The organism is Rhizobium sp. A37_96 (genome assembly GCF_053521765.1).
Window position 1 is genome coordinate 1,287,196 of sequence record NZ_JBNWDS010000001.1, and the last position, 16,989, is coordinate 1,304,184.

Consider the following 16,989-nt stretch of genomic DNA (forward strand, 5'->3'; position numbering starts at 1 on the left):
TTCGCCCTCTCGATCCGGTCAGCGCACGACGTCCGCCGAAGCGGCGCTGGTTTCTGCGGAGGCCTGCTGAGCTGAAGCAGCCGGAAGCTTGACCTTCATGTTCTCGGTCATGAATTGCGTGCCGGCGGCGACGACGATATCGCCGGTCTTGAGCCCGTCGGCAATGCGCACGCCGTCATCGGCGAAATCCGCCACCTTGATGGCGCGGGAATGCACGGTGCCGGCGCTGCGATCGACGAGCCAGACGATCTGCTGCCCGTCCTTCTGCGCAAGCGCGCTCAGCGGAATGGAAACATAAGGCTTCGTATTGTCGGCAATCGCCTCGATCGTCGCCGTCATGCCGAGCAGAACCTGCGGATCGTTCGGCAGGCTCACGCGCACCGCGAAGGTGCGCGACTGATCGGCGCTGCCGGATACTTCCCGCACCTTTCCATCCAGCACGAGAGCCGTGTCGGACCAGAAGCGCGCCTTGACGTCCTTGCCGACCTTGAACTGGGCGATATCCATTTCCGGTACGGCGACCTGTACTTCCTTTTCGCCGTCGACGGCGACGGTGATGACGGGGGTGCCGGAGCTGACCACCTGGCCGACATCGGCATTGATTGCGGTGACGATGCCGTTCATGTCAGACGCGAGATCGGCGTAGGCCACCTGGTTCTTCGCCTCGGCGAGAGCCGATACCGCGGAATCCCGGGTCGACACGGCCTGTTCGTAGGAGAGCTCGGCCTGTTCGAGCTGCGACTTCGGCGAGACGTTCTTGTCGAAGAGCGTCTGGGCGCGGTTGCGGGCAAGCTCTGCCGTCTGCACCTGCTTTTCCGCGGCATCGAGATCGGCCTGCGAACGGCGGACGGCAAGCACGTAGTCGGTCGCATCCATGCGGGCGAGCACGTCGCCGGGCTTGACCCGCTGGCCGATATCCACATTGCGTTCGATAATCTTGCCGGCGACGCGGAAACCGAGGTTCATTTCCGTCCGCGCCCGCACGGCGCCGGAATAATCGAGCTTGCGCGTCGTGTCCGCCTGGGCGATTTCGACCACCTTCACCGGCCGGATCACTTCCGCTGTCTCTTCTTTTTTCTCGTTGCAGCCGGAGAGCGTCAGCCCGAGGGCGGCAAGCAGCGCCGCCCCGGCAACGTTCCGTATGGTAGTGGTCGTCAGCGAAACCATGTCGCTCTCCTATGCGAACAAAAACTGGCGCGCACCGGCTATCCGGTGCGCAGGCTGCTATTTCTTCAGGGCTCGGATGGCGAACTCGATGAGTTCTTCAGGTCGGGCCTGGTATGTCTTGTTGAGGCCCTGGGCGACCATCTGCGGGTGGCAGAGGTCGACGGTAGCCGCGCCGAAGCACTTGGATGCCACATGGGGGTCCTGATCGACGAACTCGCCGGCGGCGATGCCCTCAGCGATGATCTCGGTAATCACCTCCTGGATGCGATAGATGTGTTCCTCGATGACATGCCATTCCCGTTCGATGGCAATGACGACCATCTCGTGAACCTTCTGTTCGTCGAGCATGGTCTCCAGCGTCATCTTGTACTGGGCCATGGTATAGGCCCGCAGCCGTTCGGATGCGCTGATGGGCTGATTGCGGACGGATAAGGCCATCTGGTAGCTCTGATCGAGCATGCGCCCGCAGAGCGCCTGATGAATGTCGGCCTTGGAACCGAAGAAACGATAGATATTCGCCGTGGACATGCCGAGATCGCGGGCGATGTCGGCCACGGTCGTCTTGCTGTAGCCGTAGTGACGAAACAGCCTTTCGGCGGTTTCGAGAATCCGCGTGATGTTTTCCTGACGGGCAGAATCGGCGCTAACGTCGGGGAGGTCGAGCATAAGCAGAGCCTGATGGTTTACGAGTGACGATTTTCAACTTTCGTCACTCGTAAACCATCAGAGTGTCGATGTCAAGAAAACCGCCCACAACCGTGGGCGGTTTTCGGATCCTATTGATTACACCGAGAATGCGCCGAACAACCTGAAACAAGGGTTAAATCATCGACAACGCATCATACGGACCGGTATCGACATGTTCGGCATTTTGTCGCAGAGGCGGTTTAGCCGGCGCGAACTTCCAGCGAGATCGGAACAGAGGCGAGCGCCTTGGAGACCGGGCACCCCGCCTTTGCCTTGTTGGCAAGTTCGGTGAAAGTCGCCTCGTCGGCGCCGGGAACCTTGCCCGTCAGCGTCAGGTGGATCGCGGTGATGGCGAAACCGCCTTCGACGCTCTCAAGCGTCACCTTGGCCGTCGTCTCCATGCTTTCGGCGGTGAAGCCGGCCTCGTTGAGGATCAGCGACAGTGCCATGGTGAAACAACCCGCATGCGCCGCGCCGATCAGCTCTTCCGGATTGGTGCCGGCAACGCCTTCGAAGCGGCTGGCAAAGCCGTAAGGATAGTGATTGAGCGCGCCGCTCTGCGTCGAGATCTGGCCTTTGCCGTCCTTCAAGCCACCGGACCATTGAGCCGAACCTGTGCGATTGATCTGCATGTCGTCCTCCTTGTCGTTGAATGAGCTTCGGGAGCGGAACCCGCTTTCCCGCGATGACCAGCAGCAAATGATTTTCATCACCCGCCGCGCGGCCACCATAGACTTTCTATCGGTCGAAGACGACGCCGCCATAACAACGGCAGCGCCGCCTTGAGAAGATGCGGCACGGCGGATTGTTCCCTTCCGCGATAAGATAATGCCATTTAATCATCATACAAAATACTTGCTAATGTATGATGATTGACGTATCTTGATGCCCATACGGAAAACGTTTGAAACGAAGCTGGCATTGGCTGCGCCAAAAGCCCGCATAGGTCCCCCGTCACGAGATTTCGGGGAGCATGCAAAGCGGCGTGGAGGAGATAGGGTGAATTCTCTTGAAGGACAGGAGGACAGTTCCTCGGCTCAACCCGCGCGCCGTCCGCGCGTAAGAAGGAACGTCACCGCCTCGATCGCCGAAGACATCTGCGCCGAACGCTATCCCTCCGGCTCGACGCTGCCGCGCGAAAACGATCTTTGCCAGATCTATGGCGTCAGCCGCACGGTGATCCGCGAATCCCTCAAGGTGCTGGAATCGAAAGGGCTTGTGCGCGGCAAGCCGCGCATCGGCACCACCGTCTGCGATAGGGACGACTGGAACATTCTCGATCAGGACGTCCTGGAATGGATGGGCCCCTATATTGCCGATTTCGACATTCTCGGCTCCATCCTGGAAGCACGCCGCACCATAGAACCCGCGGCGGCCGAATATGCGGCGGAGCGCGCCACGGCCCGGGAAATTGCCGATCTGGAGCATGCGTGGCAGCAGATGCGTGACAGCGGCGATGATCCGGAGCGCTTCACCGAGGCCGACGTGACCTTTCACAAGGTACTGCTCGGCGCCAGCCACAACCAGGTCTTCCGCCGCCTGTCCAGCGCCATGCATGCCGGCCTGAAATATGCGCTCCATGCCTCCAACGTCGCCGCCCATAGCCGCGACGACGCGATCGCGGTTCACGGCGAACTTGTCGAAGCATTGCGCCTTCGCGACCGCGCCGCCGCGCGTGACTGCGCCCATCGCATGCTCGATCTTGCCGTCCGCGACCTCGCGGTCGAACGGCAGTCCCGCGATGGCCGGAGACCCATTTCCGATACCCCGAAATCCGCGGCGCCGCGCCGCTGATACAATCCGAAGCCGAACTGGAAGCATTCCCATGAAGATCACGAAACTGACGACCTACATCGTTCCGCCGCGCTGGATGTTCCTGAAGATCGAAACCGACGAGGGCATCGTCGGCTGGGGCGAGCCCGTGGTCGAGGGTCGCGCGCTGACCGTGCAAGCGGCCGTCCACGAGCTGGAGGACTACCTGATCGGCAAGGACCCCTTCCTGATTGAGGACCATTGGACCGTCATGTACCGCGCCGGCTTCTATCGTGGCGGCGCCATCCACATGTCGGCGCTCGCCGGCATCGACCAGGCGCTGTGGGACATCAAGGGCAAGGCGTTGGGCCAGCCGATCCATTCGCTGCTCGGCGGCCAGGTGCGCGACAGGATCAAGGTCTATTCCTGGATCGGCGGTGACCGCCCTTCCGACGTCGCCAACAACGCCAAGGACGTCGTTGCCCGCGGCTTCAAGGCGATCAAGCTCAACGGCTGCGAGGAAATGCAGATCGTCGACACCTATGACAAGGTGGAAAAGGCGGTCGAGACCATCGCCACCATCCGCGAGGCGATCGGCCCCTATATCGGCATCGGCGTCGATTTCCACGGCCGCGTCCACCGGCCGATGGCCAAGGTGCTTGCCAAGGAGCTGGAACCCTACAAGCTGCTCTTTATCGAGGAACCCGTCCTCTCCGAAAACCGCGAGGCGCTGAAGGAAATCGCCAACCATTGCTCGACGCCGATCGCGCTCGGTGAGCGCCTCTATTCGCGCTGGGACTTCAAGTCGGTTCTGTCGGACGGCTATGTCGACATTCTTCAGCCGGACCTTTCCCATGCCGGCGGCATCACCGAATGCCGCAAGATCGCCGCGATGGCGGAAGCCTATGACGTGGCGCTGGCGCCCCATTGTCCGCTCGGCCCGATCGCCCTTGCCGCCTGCCTGCAGGTCGATGCGGTCAGCTACAACGCCTTCATCCAGGAACAGAGCCTCGGCATTCACTACAACAAGGGCAACGACATCCTCGACTACATCTCCAACAAGGAGGTGTTCCAGTATGCCGACGGTTTCGTGTCGATCCCGCAGGGTCCCGGCCTCGGCATCGAGGTGGATGAAGCCTATGTCATCGAGCGCGCCAAGGAAGGCCATCGCTGGCGCAATCCGGTCTGGCGCCACGAAGACGGCAGCGTCGCAGAGTGGTAGGATCGTGACCTTCTTCTGACGGAAGAAGGATATTACATCCCCAAGGTTCAAGGGCCCGACAGCAGCACATCTGCGCTGTCGGGCCCTTTCTTTTGACCGATGCTCTCTTAATCCGGCACCTTTCCCCTTTGCCGCGCTGCGGCGAAGACGGTCGATGGGCGGCCACGCCGTCAGATCCGGCGTCTCGTCTGCCGATGTTTCCGGCGATAGTCCGGCGCCGTCGCGGCAAGTCCGCTTTCGCCCTGGGCCAGCGGCCGCACCCTTCAAAAAGTTGCGCCTGCAGTATCGGCGCAGATACTGCAGGCGCTTCATGCGTCTCAACAAGCCCCCAGGGAGACGCATTACCGGAGCATGGTCACCAAAGGCGTGGAGTGCCCTTTGGCTCTGACCATGCTCAAGCAGGCAATTTCAAACTACTCCCGCTCGCCGGTGAAATTGAGCAGCAGCTGGAAGATGTTGACGAAGTTCAGGTAGAGCGACAGGGCACCGAAGACGGCGAGCTTCTGCTGCGATTCCTGATCGTGGTTCTCGGCATACTGTTCCTTGATGTTCTGCGTATCCCAAGCGGTCAGGCCGACGAAGACGACGATGCCGATGATCGAGATGGCGAACTGCAGCGCGCTCGAACCCAGGAAGATGTTGACGATGCTGGCGATAACCACGCCGAACAGGCCCATCATCAGGAACGAGCCGATGTTGGAAAGATCACGCTTCGTCGTGTAGCCGTAAAGGCTGGTCGCGCCGAACATGGTCGCGGCGATGAAGAAGGTGCGGGCGATGCTCGTGCCGGTGAAGACCAGGAAAACCGAGGCCAGCGAGAGGCCCATGACCGCACAGAACGCCCAGAACATCGTCTGCGCCGTGCTGGCCGACATGGACTGGATGCGGAACGAGAAGAAGAGCACGAAGGCGAGCGGCGCCAGCATGACGACCCACTTCAGCGGGCTCTGGAAAATCGGCACGTAGAGCGCCGGCGTGGTGCCGACGATCAGCGCGACGATACCGGTCACGACAAGGCCGATGCCCATGTAGTTGTAGACGCGCAGCATGTGCTTGCGCAGACCTTCGTCGAAGAGCGCCTGCGAGCCGGCGGCGGCTCCGAAGCCGTATCGCGGATTGGTCGGATTCATGGTCGTTCTCCTTTAACTCAAACTAGTACAGGCTGCGGGCAAGCTTTTCGGCATCGCCGTCGAGCTGACCCGCCTGGCCATTGCCGATCAGCGCATAGGCGACTTCGCCGATCTGCCAGTAGGCAGCCTGGACGTCGTCACGCTTGATGTGACTGACCTCCTGCACGGCGAAATTGCCCGGACGGACGGCGAACAGTGACAAATGCCCGTCCTTGCCGGCATCGACCATCATTTCGACACTCGGGCCAAACTCGGACGGATAGATCTGGGCATCGGTGACGCGCCAGTCGCCTGGCAGGTCCGGCAATACGATTGCCGTCGACGCGCGGATTTCTTCCGGATTGTAATTCTCCGCCACCGATTGCGGCTTGACCTCTTCGCGCACCGTGGTCGTCTTGTAGGCGCGCACCGCATCGTCGACGAACGCCGGCGCCGGCACGGACGCATTGACCTCGCTCGCCGTGAAGGCGCCGAAGGACGTATGCGCGACCCAACCGGTCATCACCAGCACGGCAACGGCGGCAACGCGCTGGAAAGAGCCCAGCATGCGGCCGTAGACCAGCCCGCGCTCGAGCCGTCGCGCGGCTTCCCGCGTTTCTGCCCGGACCACATGGCTTTCCCCGGCCAAGGCCATGCGCAACTCGCCACGGATGCTCATGTCGGCCATCACCTTGGCGGCGATCTCGGGATGCTCCGAGAGGTAGGATTCCACCTCGACACGGCGGCCGAGAGTGAGCTCCCCATCGACATAGGCGTCGAGATCGGTATCGATGATCGGATCAACGATTTTCATTGCCGCCTCCCTCGATAAGCCGCAAATGGGAGACCTTGGAGGTCGCCTCTTCGAAATTTCTAAGGCTCGTCCTTGCCCGCGCGATGCGCGACATCAGCGTGCCGACAGGAATGCCAAGCGCCGATGCCGCCTCCTGATAGGAAAGATCCTCGATCGCCACCAGATGCAGCGCCTCGCGCTGCTCTTCGGGCAGGTTGAAAAAGGCCTCACGAACCTGGCTCAGCCGCACCGTATGGTCCTGCGACGCCGGCAACGCCGTCTCCAGCTCGGCCGCCGCCTCTTCATGGCGACGGTTCAGCGACTTCTTGTGACGCAGGCGATCGATATGCACATTGTGCAGGATCGACAGCAGCCAGGTGCGCAGGTTGCCATCGCGCCGGAAAGATGCCTTGCGCTCGTATGCCTTGACCAGCGCGTCATGCACCAGGTCTTCGGCCTCGTCCGCATTGCGCACGAGCGAGCGGGCATAGCGTCTCAGCGAACCGAGCTGCCCCAAAACATCGAATGTGCGTCCTTTGCGTTCCATACACCTATATACGGAAGCACTTCGGATTCTATTCCATGACTTGTCGAATATTTTTTGCCGATTTTCACATCAGCACGAAATCCTTCGGCTGCGGCAGCGGCGGCAGGTCGGTTTCGCCGAGCGCTTCGCGCAGATTGATCTCGATCGTATCGGCAAGGGCGCCGATGGCGAGCGCATTGGGGCGCTGGCCGAACGGGTCCTCCAGTTCGTCGCCGAGCGCATCGAGACCGAAGAAGGTGTAGGCGATCAGGGCCGTGACGAAAGGAGAGCCCCAGCCGAGCGTATCGACATAGCCGAAGGGCAGCAGGAAGCAGAAGAGATAGGCGGTGCGGTGCAGCAGCAGCGTATAGCCGAACGGCAGCGGCGTGTTGCGGATGCGCTCGCATGCGGCCTGAACGGCTCCCATCTGGCCGATGCTGATATCCAGCATCTGGTATTGGATATCCGAGATCGCGCCCGCGGCCTTCGATCGCGCAAGATCGGCCGACATCAGGCGCAGGATGAGGTCCGCCCGGTTCCGGGCCGTGCGATAGAGATCGGCCTCGCCTGCCGTCAGCAAACGCAGCACCTTGCTCTCATCGCTGCCCGGCCGCAGCTGGCAGACAAGCGCCTGCGCGAAAGCCATGGTCAGGCGCAGCAGGTTCTTGCGCATGTCGCCGCCCGCCTCGCCTTCCGCTTCAAGCACCAATGTCTGGCGGGCAAAGCCGCGGGCAACATAGACGAGCTGCCCCCAGTCGCGCCGTCCCTCCCACCAGCGGTCGTAGGCGGCATTGTTTCGGAAGCCGAGGAAGATCGAAAGCGCTATGCCGAGCAGGGAAAGTGACGAGCCGTTGAAGGAAACGACCAGGTTCGGGCTCTCCTCATGCCCCCAGACGATCAATGCCGACATCAGGAAGATGACGATGATCTGCGGAAGGATGCGCCGAATGATCGAACCGCGAACGATGAAAAAAAGCTGCAGAAGATTCGGCCGGTCGCGGACGATCATGGCGAAGCGTACTCTCGATGACTATCTGGTGAGCCAGCAATACACCAGACGAGCAGGGAGTAACGAGCATTTCTTGCAAGGCGACAGTGACCGGTGAGCATCCCTCGCCGGTCACCGAGCCGTCAGTTCGCGCTGGCGCTCGCCGTCACCAGAACCGGGTCGGCGCGATAATCCTTGGGAAAGAGATGCTCCAGGTTCTTCACCTTCGGCAGGTCGTTGATGACGATATAGGGATAGCTCGGATGGGTCGTCAAGAAATCCTGATGATAGTCCTCCGCGGCATAGAATTGCCTGGATGGCTCGATCTTGGTGACGATCGCGGCATCGAAGACCTTGGCGTGATTGAGCTGGTCGATATAGGCCCGGGCGATATCGGCCTGCGACTGGCTGGTCGGGAAGATGGCCGAGCGATATTGCGTGCCGCTGTCCGGTCCCTGATAGTTCAGCTCGGTCGGATCATGAACAACGGAGAAGTAGATCTGCAGCAGGTGCCCATAGCTGATCTTGTGCGGATCGAAGACGATACGCACCGACTCGGCATGGCCGGTATCGCCCGTGCTCACCATTTCATAGTGCGCCGCATCCTTGTTGCCGCCGGCATAGCCTGACGTCGCGCTGACGACGCCGTTGACATGCTGGAACACGCCCTGCACGCCCCAGAAGCAACCGCCGGCAAGCACGACCGTTTCCGTCCCTGCCGAAGCCGCCTTTTCGTCCTGGCTCGGCGGGGGAATGACGCGCGCATCCTCGGCCGAAGCACGGCCGACAAATTGCAGCGCAACTCCACCAAGCAACACCGCACCCGCCGCGAGACCGGCAAAGCGGGTGACGCGTGCCGAATACATGCGGATCATGTCCGTCGATAAAGTCTTCATGATGATTTCCTCTCGACCGAGATTGTAAATGCTCCGGTCACAAGGAAATACGGGAAGACAGGCCCTTTTGTTACACACGCCCGCGTGAAACACCGAAACGTGAACGAAGCGCCGGAAAGGATCAGTAATGCGGCGGCTTCGTAATGGCTGGCGCGTCGAGCGACTGCTCCTCCAGCGTCAGGAAGCGCTCCGTCAGCCGATCGAGCTTCTGGCGGGTCTGCTCGACGACCTTCCATTGCTCCGCGAGCTGGTCGGACAGTTCCTCGATGGTCTTCGCCTGATGGGCGACCGTTTCCTCGAGTTTGATGATGCGGCTCTGTTCGTCTGACATATCTGATCCCTTTCGCAACGATCTATAACACCGGGGCCGCCGCGTACAGTGCTCCCGGTCGGCGTGAAGCGGTCGCCGGCGCCGTTTGACGGCGATGTGACAAAACTGAAAAACAGCTGAAAAGACCCGTTACCTAACTGACATGGGGGCCTTCTAAAGAAAGCGCAGAGACGCGCCGGTTTGAAGGCAATCCCTTTGGCGCACCCTTTCTGAAGACTTCGGAGAAGCGCCTTGAAGATCATCCAGATCACCGACACCCATTTGAGCCCCAACAAGCCGCATTTCAACGGCAACTGGGAACCGCTGGCGAAATGGATCGAGGCAAGTGGCGCCGACCTCGTCGTCCATACCGGCGACTTGAGCGTCGACGGCGCCGACAAGGACGAAGATCTGATCTTTTCAATGGAGATGATGCGGCAGGTTTCCGTGCCGATGCTGATCGTGCCCGGCAACCACGATGTCGGCCACCTGCCCGGCTCCCATCAGCCCGTCAATCCCGAGCGGCTGGACCGCTGGCGCCGGCTCGTCGGCCCGGATTACTGGGCGAAGGATGTCGACAACTGGCGGCTGATCGGCCTCAACAGCCTGCTGATGGGCTTCGAGGATGCCGAGGAGCAGAAGCAGTTCGACTGGCTGCAGCATATGCTCGAAAGCCGTGGCGACCGCCGCGTGGCCCTGTTCGCCCACAAGCCGCTGTTCGTCGATGCGCCCGACGAGGGCGATACCGGTTACTGGAGCGTGCGCCCGGCACAGCGCCGCCGGCTCTATGATCTGATCTCGGCCCATGACGTCGCCCTGTTCGGCAGCGGCCATCTGCACTGGACCTGGGAAGGCCGCTTCAACGACACGAACCTGGTCTGGGCACCGCCCGGCGCCTTCATCCTCGACAAGATGGAACGCGAAATGCCGGGCGAACGGCTGATCGGCGCCGCCGTCCACGAGCTTGGCGAGAACGCATCGACCGAAATCGTCGCCGTTCCCGGCATGACCGCCTACTTCCTCGACGACGTCGTGATGGAAGTCTATCCGCTGGCCGCCCCGAAGCTCCAGAAGGAGTCGACCGAATGAGCGCACTCTCGCTTCGCGGCATCGCCAAATCCTTCGGCGGCAACGCCATCCTCAAGGGTGTCGATCTCGACGTCGAGCCGGGCGAATTCATCGCCCTCGTCGGCCCGTCCGGCTGCGGCAAGAGCACGCTACTGCGCATCCTCGCAGGGCTCGACCATGCCGACAGCGGCGAAATCATCCTCGGCGGCAACGACGTTTCCGGCGTTGCGGCGGCAGACCGCAACATCGCCATGGTCTTCCAGTCCTACGCGCTCTATCCGCATCTGACGGCCTCGGAAAACATTGCCGTGCCGCTCGCCATGCGCCGGCTGACGCGCACGCAGCGCCTGCCCTTCATCGGCTCGCTGATCCCCGGCCAGCGCGCGGTGCGCTCCGGCATCATCCGCGACGTCCGCGAAATGGCGGTCTCGCTGAAGATCGACCACCTGCTCGACCGCAAGCCCGGCCAGATGTCCGGCGGCCAGCGCCAGCGCGTGGCGCTGGCCCGCGCCATGGTGCGCCGCCCGAGCGTCTTCCTCATGGACGAGCCGCTTTCCAATCTCGACGCCAATCTGCGGGTCCATGCCCGCGGCGAGATCGTCGACTTGCATCGCCGCGCCGGCGTCCCCACGGTCTACGTCACCCACGACCAGGCCGAGGCTCTGTCGATGGCCGATCGCGTCGCCGTGATGATCGGCGGGCAGTTGCTGCAGCTCGCCTCGCCGCAGACGATCTATGACGATCCCTCGCATATCGAGGTCGCCCGCTTCGTCGGCCAGCCGCGCATCAACCTTCTGCCGGCGCTGGCCGAAAACGGCGTCGTCGCCTTCGGCGGCATCCGGCTCGCGCTGGAAGACGGCAGCTTTGCCGGCAACACCATCACGCTCGGCATCCGCCCGGAATTCGTAACGCTCGCCCAGGGCCGTCAGGACGCGATCGCAGCCCGCATCGAGCGAATGGAATTCCTAGGCTCCGAAGTCATCCTCCATGCCAGGCTCGACGCCATCGGCGAGACCATGATCGTCAAGCTCACCCCCGCCGAGGCCGCCGGCCTCTCGGCGGGCACGCCCGTCGCACTGACGCTTGCGCCGGAGCAGGCCATGGTCTTTGCCGAGGACGGCAGCCGCCTGCGCACCGTTCCGCTCACCGTGGACGCCACGCGGGAGAAGGCGCATGGCTAGCATTGCCGCCACATCCCTGCCGATGCGGGCGGCGGCGGCACGCGAGCGCGGCGAAGCCCGCACGGCGCTGCTGTTCGCCCTGCCCGCCATCGTTCTCATCGTGCTGTTCATCCTGGTACCGATCGTCGCCGTCGTCGTGCTTGGCTTCACGGATTTCCAACTTGGCGACAACAGCCTGCGCTTCGTCGCCTTCGAAAACTATGCGCATCTGCTGAAAGACCGCACCTTTCTGAAATCGCTGTGGAACACGACGGTCTATACGGCAATCGTCGCACCCGTCTCGATCGTGCTCGGCCTCGGCGTCGCATTGCTGATCGAGAGCGAGGGCATCGGCCGCAGCTTCTTCCGCACCGCCTACTTCCTGCCCGTCGCCTCGCTGATCGTGGCGATGGCGACCGTCTGGCAATATCTCTTCCATCCCACCATCGGCCCGATCAACGCGCTTCTGGCGGAAATCGGCGTGCGCGGCCCGAACTGGCTCGGCTCCTCGGCCACGGCCCTCTACAGCCTGTCGATCATCGGCGTCTGGCAGTCGGTCGGCTTCAACATGGTGCTGTTTCTGGCCGGCCTCACCGCCATCCCGCGCGAGCTCTATGCCGCTGCCGAAGTGGATGGCGCAAAATCGGCATTCGACCGCTTCTGGCTCGTCACCTGGCCGATGCTCGGGCCGACGACGCTCTTCGTCACCACGATCAGCATCATCAACGCCGTGAAGGTCTTCGACACCGTCAAGGCATTGACCGACGGCGGCCCGAACCATGCTTCCGAAGTCCTGCTCTTCACCATCTACCAGGAAGGCTTCGTCTATCTGCGGGTCGGCTATGCCTCGGCGATGACCACGGTGTTTCTCGCCATCCTCGTGGTGCTGACCTTCCTGCAATATCGCGTCCAGGACCGGCAGGTACACTACACATGACCTCCACAGCCTTCACTCCCGGCCGCATCCTGCGCCTCTCCCTGCTGGTCCTCGGCTCGCTCGTCTTCCTGGCGCCCTACATCTTCATGATCTCGACGGCCGGCAAGGCGCAGGACGATATCTTCACCTCGGCGCTGAAGCTGATCCCGACGCATTTCTTCTACATCGAGAACATCACCAAGGCGCTGAGCAAGGTGTCGATGGGCACGCTGCTGTTCAACGGCGTCGTCGTCTGCGGCCTGATCTTCTTCTTCCAGGTGCTGATCGCCATTCCCTGCGCCTATGCCATGGCCAAGCTGAAGTTCCCGGCCGCGCGCACCATGATGGTGCTGGTCATGCTCGGCCTGCTGATCCCGATCCACGCGACGGCGCTGCCGCTCTATGTCGGCTTCAACAGCCTGTCGCTCCTGAACAGCTACACGGCCCTGGTCGCGCCCTTCTCGATCTCGGTCTTCGCGATCTTCATGTTCCTGCAGTTCTTCCGCGCCATGCCGGACGATCTGATCCATGCCGCCCGCCTCGACGGCATGTCGGAACTCGGCATCGTCGCCCGCGTCATCGTGCCGAATGCGTGGCCGGCAGTCACGGCCTTCGCGATCTTCTCGGTCGTCGCGCACTGGAACGACCTCTACTGGCCGCTGATCGTCATCAGCAAGCAGGACTACGCCACGCCGCCGCTGGGCCTCATGTATTTCCGCGCCGCCGAAGCCGGCGACGACTACGGCGCGCTCATGGCGGCGACCCTCATCATCACCCTTCCCCTCGTCGTCGCATTCCTTCTGGCACAGAAGCGTTTCGTCGAGGGCATCACCATGACCGGTCTCAAGGGCTGACCGGTTCGAAATTTGAAAACGGAGAACGAGCGATGAAGCATATCACCCAGATTCTCGCCGCCGCGGCCATTTCGATGGTCGTGTCGGTCCCGGCCTATGCCGAAACCACCCTGACGGTTCACTATCCCATGCCGGGCTTCTTCAAGGACGTGATGGACACGATCTCGAAGAAGTTCATGGAACAGAATCCCGACATCAAGATCCAGTTCGCCGCCCCTTCGGCCACCTATGAGGAAGGCATCCAGACCATCCTTCGCCAGGCCGGCACCAGCGAGATGCCCGATGTCACCTTCATCGGCCTCAACCGCCTGCGCATGATGGACGAGCGCAATGTCGCCGTCGATCTCGGACCGCTCGTCCAGAAGGACGGCAACATGGCCGAGCAGGGCTTCTCCGATACCATCCTCAAGCTCGCCCAGGTCAAGGGCAAGCAGGTCGGCCTCGCCTTCGCGACCTCGAACCCGATCATGTATTACAATGCCGACCTGGTGAAGGCTGCCGGCGGCGACCCGGACAACCCGCCGAAGACCTGGGACGAAGTCCTGACGCTCGCCGGCAAGATCAAGGCGCTCGGCAACGGCGTCGACGGCATCGACTTCCGCTGGCAGGGTGACGACTGGATGTTCTCCGCCCTCCTCTTCGGCGCCGGCGGCAAGATGCTGAGCGACGATGAGACCAAGGTTGCCTTCAACGGCCCCGAGGGACAGAAGGCCGTCGACATGATCGAGCGCATGGTCAAGGAAGGCGGCATGCCGGTCTTCACCAAGGCTGCCGGCGAACAGGCCTTCGCGGCCGGCAAGGTCGGCTTCGAATTCCAGACCACCGGCGCGCTCATCAACACCATCAAGAATGTCGGCACCAAGTTCGACCTGCGCACCGCGAAGATCCCGCTGATCGATCCGGTCAACGGCCGCCTTCCCACGGGCGGCAACGCCGTCGTCATCCTGACGCATGACCCGGTCAAGGAAGACGCCGCCTGGAAGTTCGCCAAGTTCGCCGCCGGCCCCTACGGCGCATCGGTCGTCGTTCCCGGCACCGGCTACGTTCCGAACAACGAACTCGCCGCCAAGTCTTCGGAATATCTCGGCGACTTCTACAAGAAGAACCCGCTGTTCCAGGCCAGCCTCAACCAGATGTCGGTGATGATCCCCTGGTATGCCTTCCCCGGTGCCAACGGCGTCAGGGTCACGCAGACCATCGTCGACAACCTCTCGCGCATCGTCGACGGCTCGGCCACGCCGAAGGAAGCCCTCGATGACGCCGCTGCCGACGTCGAAGGGATGCTGCCGCGCAGCTGATCTTTCGGCCGGCCTGAAAACATCGCGCCGCCTTCCTCGGGGAGGCGGCGTTTGCATGTGCAGCGATGCGTCAGGACTGGATCGTGAGATCGCGCACCGTTCCGCCTGCGCGCAGCCGGTAGGGCACGGTCAGGTGGCGCGGCTGCGCGGCATTTTCCGCCATGTCGAGCAGCAGCGAGGCCGCCGCCGCCCCCATGGTCCCATCCGGTATCTCGACCGTCGTCAGGGAAACCTCGGCCAGAAAGCCGAGCGAAATGCCGTCGAAGCCGGCAACCGAGATGTCGCGCGGGATCGAAAGACCCTGACGTCGGAGCGCCCCCATGACACCAAGCGCCAGAAGATCATTGGAGGCGATGATCGCCGTCGGGCGCAGACGCGACACCGCATCCGAAAGATCGAGCTGCTCCAGGCTGCTGACGAAGGAAATCTCCAGCGCATCGAGAGGCGGCTGCCCCGCCGCCTCCATCGCCCTGACATAACCGAGATAGCGTAGCTTCGCCCGATCCGATGCCGAGAAATGGCCCGATATGAACAGGATGCGGCTATGCCCCTTGTGCAGGAGATGATCGGCCAGATCCCGCCCCGCGCCGAAATTGTCGGTCGCGACGGCAGCGGTGAAGCGCGTGGTCGGCAGGTTGCCGAGCAGCACGGTCGGCGGCAGCGCGGAGGATAGGGCCAGGCTGCGCTCGGGGTCGCAGACGGTGAGGATGAGGCCGGTCGGCTGCTGCTGCAGCAGGGAGGCGACGGCATCGGCTTCCTGCGCCGGATCGTAGTTCGACTGCGCGATCAGCACGCTGTGACCGGCATGGAGCGCCCTGTTCTGGATGCTGGAGAGCGAAGCCGCAAAGACCGGATTGGTGATGCTGGGAATGAGCACGCCTATCGCCGGCCGCGCCTGGCCGTTGCGGCTGCCGGCCCGATAGCCGAGCTCCGCCGCCGCCCGGCGCACGCGCCGCACCATCTCGTCGCTCACCGGGCCGTTGCGGTTCAGCACCCGGCTGGCGGTCGCGACCGAGCAACCGGCACGAAAAGCGACCTGCTGGAGCGTCGACATGATATCAAGCACCTCCGGCTTCGGATTTCGGCCCAGGGCCGATATGTCCGCAAGGATTGACCCACAGGGCCTGGCGCGGATTTATATCAAGCGGATGACAGTTATTTGACGATGCCTTGCTCCGTCGGAGACAACTGCGCTCTTGATCTTTGCTGCAACGCAACAGATCATCGTCATGATCCCAGGCGAATGATGCTGTCATCAACCGATGTCATGATGGCCGCGCTGTGATCCGCAGATCCGACCCTTTGAAAGGACGCTCTCATGTCTGAAGCAGAAGCACGGACGCCTGCCACCTCCGCCGACAAGACCGAAAGGCTGTTCTTCCTCGATATCAACGACGGACGAATTCTTTCCTCTGCCATCGACGGCACCGATCTCAAGCTCATCGTCCAGCGCTCGGGCCGCAGCCCGGACGGCATTCTCGTCGACAGCGAGAACGGCTGGATCTACTGGACGGAGATGGGCAACGACTACAACGCCCATGACGGCTCGATCGAGCGCATGGACCTCGACGGCGGCAATCATGTCACGCTGATCCCGCCGGGCAGCACGCTGGTCACGCCGAAGCAGATCCAGCTCGACCGCGACAACGGCAAGCTCTACTGGTGCGACCGCGAAGGCATGCGCGTCATGCGCGCCAATATCGACGGCAGCGATATCGAAACCCTGGTGCAGAACGGTGACAGTCCGTCAGACAGCGCCGATATCGAACGCTGGTGCGTCGGCATCGCCCTCGACCTGCCGCTCGGGCAGATCTACTGGACCCAGAAGGGACCGCCGGATGCCGGCCTCGGCCGCATCCTTCGCGCCGGCATCGACATACCGGCGGGCGAAACCGCAACGAACCGCAGCGACATCGAAACATTGCTCGACAAGCTGCCCGAGCCGATCGATCTCGAACTGGATCTGGCGACCCGCACGATCTACTGGACCGACCGCGGCAATCTCCCGCGTGGCAACACCGTCAATCGCGCCCAGATGGACGATATCGCCGCAACCTCGGACGTCGTTCTCGAAGGCCTCGACGAAGGCATCGGCCTGTCGCTCGATCTGCCCAACAATCGCATGTTCTTCACCGATATCGGCGGCAATCTCTATTCCGCGAGCCTCGACGGTTCGAGCGAACGGGAGCTCCTGCACCATGCCGGCTCGTTCACCGGCATCGTCTACGCCGAAATCTGAACGC

18 protein-coding genes are annotated in these 16,989 nt (G+C 62.4%); 8 read left to right on the forward strand and 10 right to left on the reverse strand.

Going from position 1 to position 16,989, the window contains the following annotated elements; all coding sequences use genetic code 11:
- Positions 1–18 precede the first annotated feature (18 nt).
- The 3 genes from ACQZ6J_RS06240 to ACQZ6J_RS06250 form a co-directional block, all read right to left on the reverse strand.
- Positions 19–1,167 carry an efflux RND transporter periplasmic adaptor subunit gene (locus ACQZ6J_RS06240; protein WP_163986899.1) on the reverse strand — a complete coding sequence of 383 codons (1,149 nt, stop codon included), beginning with the start codon at positions 1,165–1,167 and terminating at the stop codon, positions 19–21.
- 57 nt (positions 1,168–1,224) lie between these two features.
- Positions 1,225–1,833: a TetR family transcriptional regulator gene (locus ACQZ6J_RS06245; protein WP_163986900.1), complete on the reverse strand. Its 609-nt coding sequence runs from the start codon at positions 1,831–1,833 to the stop codon at positions 1,225–1,227.
- 221 nt (positions 1,834–2,054) lie between these two features.
- A complete protein-coding gene (locus ACQZ6J_RS06250) occupies positions 2,055–2,486 on the reverse strand; it encodes an OsmC family protein (protein WP_449082666.1) in 432 nt (143 codons plus the stop codon).
- Between the two features lie 367 nt (positions 2,487–2,853).
- Between ACQZ6J_RS06250 and ACQZ6J_RS06255 the strand changes: the two genes are divergently transcribed.
- Together ACQZ6J_RS06255 and dgoD are read left to right on the forward strand one after the other, a co-directional pair.
- Positions 2,854–3,648 (forward strand): FadR/GntR family transcriptional regulator, encoded by a 795-nt coding sequence (locus ACQZ6J_RS06255; RefSeq protein WP_449082668.1) that lies wholly within the window; start codon positions 2,854–2,856, stop codon positions 3,646–3,648.
- A gap of 31 nt (positions 3,649–3,679) precedes the next feature.
- Positions 3,680–4,828, forward strand: a complete 1,149-nt coding sequence (dgoD, locus tag ACQZ6J_RS06260) for a galactonate dehydratase (RefSeq protein ID WP_163986903.1) — start codon at positions 3,680–3,682, stop codon at positions 4,826–4,828.
- A gap of 413 nt (positions 4,829–5,241) precedes the next feature.
- Here dgoD and ACQZ6J_RS06265 read toward each other — a convergent pair whose 3' ends face one another.
- The 6 genes from ACQZ6J_RS06265 to ACQZ6J_RS06290 all read right to left on the reverse strand — a co-directional run bounded on the left by ACQZ6J_RS06265 (position 5,242) and on the right by ACQZ6J_RS06290 (position 9,471).
- Positions 5,242–5,958 carry a Bax inhibitor-1/YccA family protein gene (locus ACQZ6J_RS06265; protein WP_163986904.1) on the reverse strand — a complete coding sequence of 239 codons (717 nt, stop codon included), beginning with the start codon at positions 5,956–5,958 and terminating at the stop codon, positions 5,242–5,244.
- Positions 5,959–5,980: 22 nt separating this feature from the next.
- Positions 5,981–6,751: an anti-sigma factor family protein gene (locus ACQZ6J_RS06270; RefSeq protein ID WP_163986905.1), complete on the reverse strand. Its 771-nt coding sequence runs from the start codon at positions 6,749–6,751 to the stop codon at positions 5,981–5,983.
- The gene (locus tag ACQZ6J_RS06275; protein WP_449082671.1) at positions 6,738–7,277 is read right to left on the reverse strand and encodes a sigma-70 family RNA polymerase sigma factor; all 540 of its coding nucleotides are present in this window, start codon (positions 7,275–7,277) and stop codon (positions 6,738–6,740) included. Before ACQZ6J_RS06275 ends, ACQZ6J_RS06270 begins: the two co-directional genes overlap by 14 nt.
- A 64-nt stretch (positions 7,278–7,341) precedes the next feature.
- Complete coding sequence (locus ACQZ6J_RS06280; protein ID WP_449082673.1) at positions 7,342–8,265, reverse strand: bestrophin family protein; 924 nt, start codon at positions 8,263–8,265, stop codon at positions 7,342–7,344.
- A 122-nt stretch (positions 8,266–8,387) separates the two neighbouring features.
- On the reverse strand, positions 8,388–9,140 hold the full coding sequence (msrA, locus tag ACQZ6J_RS06285; protein ID WP_449082675.1) for a peptide-methionine (S)-S-oxide reductase MsrA: 753 nt from the start codon (positions 9,138–9,140) through the stop codon (positions 8,388–8,390).
- Positions 9,141–9,261: 121 nt separating this feature from the next.
- Positions 9,262–9,471 (reverse strand): SlyX family protein, encoded by a 210-nt coding sequence (locus ACQZ6J_RS06290; RefSeq protein WP_163986909.1) that lies wholly within the window; start codon positions 9,469–9,471, stop codon positions 9,262–9,264.
- Between the two features lie 231 nt (positions 9,472–9,702).
- Between ACQZ6J_RS06290 and ACQZ6J_RS06295 the strand changes: the two genes are divergently transcribed.
- From ACQZ6J_RS06295 to ACQZ6J_RS06315, 5 genes are read left to right on the forward strand one after another with little or no spacing between them, the layout of a single operon-like run.
- Positions 9,703–10,539: a metallophosphoesterase family protein gene (locus tag ACQZ6J_RS06295; RefSeq protein WP_449082677.1), complete on the forward strand. Its 837-nt coding sequence runs from the start codon at positions 9,703–9,705 to the stop codon at positions 10,537–10,539.
- Entirely contained in the window at positions 10,536–11,699 is a 1,164-nt protein-coding gene (locus ACQZ6J_RS06300) for an ABC transporter ATP-binding protein (RefSeq protein WP_449082679.1), read from the forward strand. The genes ACQZ6J_RS06295 and ACQZ6J_RS06300 overlap by 4 nt, the downstream gene beginning before the upstream one ends.
- The gene (locus ACQZ6J_RS06305; RefSeq protein WP_163986912.1) at positions 11,692–12,615 is read left to right on the forward strand and encodes a carbohydrate ABC transporter permease; all 924 of its coding nucleotides are present in this window, start codon (positions 11,692–11,694) and stop codon (positions 12,613–12,615) included. Before ACQZ6J_RS06300 ends, ACQZ6J_RS06305 begins: the two co-directional genes overlap by 8 nt.
- Positions 12,612–13,448 carry a carbohydrate ABC transporter permease gene (locus ACQZ6J_RS06310; protein WP_449082682.1) on the forward strand — a complete coding sequence of 279 codons (837 nt, stop codon included), beginning with the start codon at positions 12,612–12,614 and terminating at the stop codon, positions 13,446–13,448. The genes ACQZ6J_RS06305 and ACQZ6J_RS06310 overlap by 4 nt, the downstream gene beginning before the upstream one ends.
- Before the next feature lie 32 nt (positions 13,449–13,480).
- Positions 13,481–14,746 carry an ABC transporter substrate-binding protein gene (locus ACQZ6J_RS06315; RefSeq protein WP_449082684.1) on the forward strand — a complete coding sequence of 422 codons (1,266 nt, stop codon included), beginning with the start codon at positions 13,481–13,483 and terminating at the stop codon, positions 14,744–14,746.
- 70 nt (positions 14,747–14,816) lie between these two features.
- Here ACQZ6J_RS06315 and ACQZ6J_RS06320 read toward each other — a convergent pair whose 3' ends face one another.
- The gene (locus tag ACQZ6J_RS06320; RefSeq protein WP_449082686.1) at positions 14,817–15,800 is read right to left on the reverse strand and encodes a LacI family DNA-binding transcriptional regulator; all 984 of its coding nucleotides are present in this window, start codon (positions 15,798–15,800) and stop codon (positions 14,817–14,819) included.
- 264 nt (positions 15,801–16,064) lie between these two features.
- Here ACQZ6J_RS06320 and ACQZ6J_RS06325 point away from each other — a divergent pair, with 264 nt between their 5' ends.
- Positions 16,065–16,985 (forward strand): YncE family protein, encoded by a 921-nt coding sequence (locus ACQZ6J_RS06325; protein ID WP_449082688.1) that lies wholly within the window; start codon positions 16,065–16,067, stop codon positions 16,983–16,985.
- Positions 16,986–16,989: the final 4 nt, after the last annotated feature.